This is a genomic window from Mycobacterium sp., assembly GCF_050701675.1.
Taxonomy (GTDB): Bacteria; Actinomycetota; Actinomycetes; order Mycobacteriales; family Mycobacteriaceae; genus Mycobacterium.
In genome coordinates this window covers 1-3,120 of sequence record NZ_JBOGDD010000252.1, presented here as the reverse complement: position 1 = coordinate 3,120, position 3,120 = coordinate 1, and the positions used below count along the sequence as shown (strand labels likewise).

Here is a 3,120-nt window from a genome sequence, read left to right as displayed (position 1 = left end):
GATCTCGGGAATTACCCTTCTCGCCGACGACGCGCCGAAGCTGACGGAGCCGGTCGCGTCCGGCTTACAGCTCGTGCTGGCATTCATCATCGGCATCGCCGTGATCGTCGTGCTGATCACCGTGGTCAAGCTGCACCCGTTCCTCTCGTTGATCTTCGGGGCCCTCACGGTGGGCATCGTCGCCGACGAGAACGTCCAAACCGTATTGACCTCGTTCGCAAAGGGATTCGGTGACACGGCGGCCAGCGTCGGCATCCTCATCGCGCTCGGTGCGATGTTCGCCAAACTCCTCGCCGACTCCGGTGGCGCCGACGAGATCGTCGACACCATCGTCGGGCACGCGTCACCGCGAATGTTGCCGTGGGCGATGGCGTTGGTGGGTGCGATCATCGGCCTGCCGATGTTCTTCGAGATCGGTCTCGTGCTCCTGATGCCGGTGATCTATCTGGTGTCGCGCCGCTCGCAGCTGTCCCTCATCACCGTCGGAATCCCGGCTCTGGCAGGCCTTTCGGCCATGCACGGCTTCGTACCGCCACACCCCGGCCCGTTGACCGCCATCGGGCTGCTCGGTGCCGACCTGGGTATCACTCTGGCTCTCGGCATAGTGGTGGCAGTGCCGACGATCATCCTGGCCGGCCCGCTGTTCGGGAAGCTGGCGGGGCGCTGGGTCGTGGTCGACGCACCCGACACCTTCGACGCCGACCGCTTATCCGAGGACGAGGTGCAGCGCAGGCCGTCGTTCGGCGTGACGCTGTTCAGCGTCCTGCTTCCGGTGGTCCTGATGCTCGGCAAGGCGTTGGTCGACATCTTCATCGACGACAAGTCGAACCTCGTGAGGCAGGTGCTCGACACCCTCGGCACTCCGCTGATCGCGCTCTTGATCGCGGTCATCGTCGGCATGTTCACCCTGGGCCGGGGTGCGGCGATGGGTCGCGACGAGATCACCAAAACCATCGAGTCCGGCCTCCCGCCAGTCGCCGGGATCATCCTGATCGTCGCTGCGGGCGGTGGGTTCAAGCAGGTGCTGGTGGACAGCGGTATCGGCACGCTGCTGGCCCGCTGGGCCGAGGGCGCGAGCATCTCGGTGCTGGTGCTCTCCTGGGTGATCGCCGTCCTGATCAGGCTGGCAACGGGATCGGCGACCGTCGCCACCATCACCGCCTCGTCGCTGGTGGTCCCGTTGGTGGCGGGTCTGCCGTCTGGTGAGGTCTCACTGGTGGTCCTGGCGGTCGGCGCAGGGTCGCTGTTCTTCTCCCACGTCAACGATGCAGGCTTCTGGCTGGTGAATCAGTACTTCCGGCTCACCGTCGGTCAGACCATCAAGACGTGGTCGATCATGGAGACGGTGTTGTCGGTCAGCGGGCTGGCCGTGGTGCTGCTGCTGGATCTGGTGGTCTGACGGGCCGAATCAGCCCTTGACCACCTGGGTGTCACCCGCGAGCTCATCGTGCTTGCCCTGCTTGGTGGGGCTGCCGCTGATCGTCACCGCGATCACGATGATGGCGATGATGCCAAGCAGGCCGCCGATGAACGGGACGATCGGCAGCAGCGTGAAGACGTTGCGGATCGCAGACTGCTGAAGATCGGGCTTCGGTGCTCCGCCTGGCCCGCGGACGCTCAGCCCGAGCAGCTTCTTGCCCGGCGTCCACCCCTGGGTGACCTCGAACGCCACGAAGTAGATGAACATCAGCAGACCGGTGAACAGCCCGGTCACCATGATGCTCGACTGCATGTGCAGGGCGAACAGGACGATGGATCCGACGACACCGACGATGATGCCGTCGATCACCCTGGCCAGGAACCGGGGCAGCAAACCGCCCGGCTCCACGCGGCCGACGGGGGGTCCGCCGTACTGGGAGTCGCCGTACTGAGGGTCGAAGCCGCCGGTAGTCATGCCGTCAATCTACCGGCGGCGCAACCCTCAGTTGGCGCGCTTCTCCAGTTCCTTGCGTGCGTGCTCGATCTCCTTGCGCGCGCGCTTTGCCTGTTTGCGGCTTGCCGTGGCGAGGTCCGAGCCTCGGTCCTGCGCCAGTTCGGCGAGCTCGGCGCCGCGTTCCTGCGCCAGTTCGGCCAGTTCGGCGCCGCGTTCCCGGGCCGCCTTCGCGAGTTGGGGTGCGCGCTCGCGGGCGACGTCGGCCCACTCGGTGCCACGTTCCTGCGTGATCTCGGCCAGCTTGTTACCGCGCTTGCGCGCCTTCTTGGCAAGCTTGGGTGCACGTTCGCGGGCGACGTCGGCGAACTCCGAGCCGCGCTCGGACGCGACATCGGCCAGTTCGGTGCCACGCTCCAGTGCGACGTGGGCGAACTCGCGGCCGCGCTCGGTGCCGGCGTGAAGTCCGGTCTGCAGCCCGTGGCCGACCCGGTCGACCAGCTCGCTGTCGATGAGTGCGCCACCCGAGTCGGGTCCGCTCGGCAGTACACCGGAGACCCTCTCGCTCACCTTGTGCGCGGCGCGCCGGCCCCGCCAACCAAGGGACGGCTTGCCCTCGGTGTCGACCGACGCGATGATCAAGCCACCGATCAGGCCGACGTCGGTGATGAGGGCCCGTCGCTCGGCGGCCTTGCGGGTGGGATCCGTCTCGTTCCAGAAGGCATGTCCGCCAAGGCTTCCCGGCACGACGCTGACCGCCAGCGCGGCTGACGAGAGTCGCGGCAGGCGGCCTGCGGCGAGCAGGAGCCCCGCACCGATCTGCACACCGGCGGTGACCTTGGCGACGGTCTCGGGGTTGGTCGGAACGTTCTGGCCAACGGGACCTGGGAGCTTGCTCAGCCCCTCGAGGGTTGGACGCGCCGCATCGGCCGCGGGCTTGGGGCTGCGCAGGGCATCGACGCCACGGGTGATGAAGGTGGCCGCCAGCATGGGACGCGCGATTCGTCGGATCAACATGCGCGGGTTATTCCCCGTCTCGGTTGGTCGCAAACCACTCAGCGCGGGGTCTAGCGCAGTAACTCAGCCGGGTTCAAGGCCCGCCAACAGGACTTGAGCCAGGTGCGTCGTGGTCGCGACGCCGTCGTCGTATCCACCCGCGCCGCCGAGCGCGTTCATCATGGCGAGTGTGTAGCGCTGGCCGGCCCCGGCGAAGCCGACCGAGTTGGTCACCCAGCCGCCCTGCTCCAATG

At 67.2% G+C, this 3,120-nt stretch carries 3 protein-coding genes and 1 pseudogene; 1 reads left to right on the top strand and 3 read right to left on the bottom strand.

Annotated elements, in window-relative coordinates; translation table 11 throughout:
- Position 1: 1 nt before the first annotated feature.
- The gene (locus ACRDUX_RS07250; RefSeq protein ID WP_526412411.1) at positions 2-1,399 is read left to right on the top strand and encodes a GntP family permease; all 1,398 of its coding nucleotides are present in this window, start codon (positions 2-4) and stop codon (positions 1,397-1,399) included.
- Between the two features lie 9 nt (positions 1,400-1,408).
- Here ACRDUX_RS07250 and ACRDUX_RS07245 read toward each other — a convergent pair whose 3' ends face one another.
- From ACRDUX_RS07245 to ACRDUX_RS07235, 3 genes and pseudogenes are all read right to left on the bottom strand, one after another.
- On the bottom strand, positions 1,409-1,894 hold the full coding sequence (locus tag ACRDUX_RS07245; RefSeq protein ID WP_526412409.1) for an RDD family protein: 486 nt from the start codon (positions 1,892-1,894) through the stop codon (positions 1,409-1,411).
- A 27-nt stretch (positions 1,895-1,921) separates the two neighbouring features.
- The gene (locus ACRDUX_RS07240) at positions 1,922-2,887 is read right to left on the bottom strand and encodes a DoxX family membrane protein (protein ID WP_526412407.1); all 966 of its coding nucleotides are present in this window, start codon (positions 2,885-2,887) and stop codon (positions 1,922-1,924) included.
- A 63-nt stretch (positions 2,888-2,950) separates the two neighbouring features.
- Positions 2,951-3,120, bottom strand: a pseudogene (locus tag ACRDUX_RS07235) (tat pathway signal sequence); the annotation flags it as partial.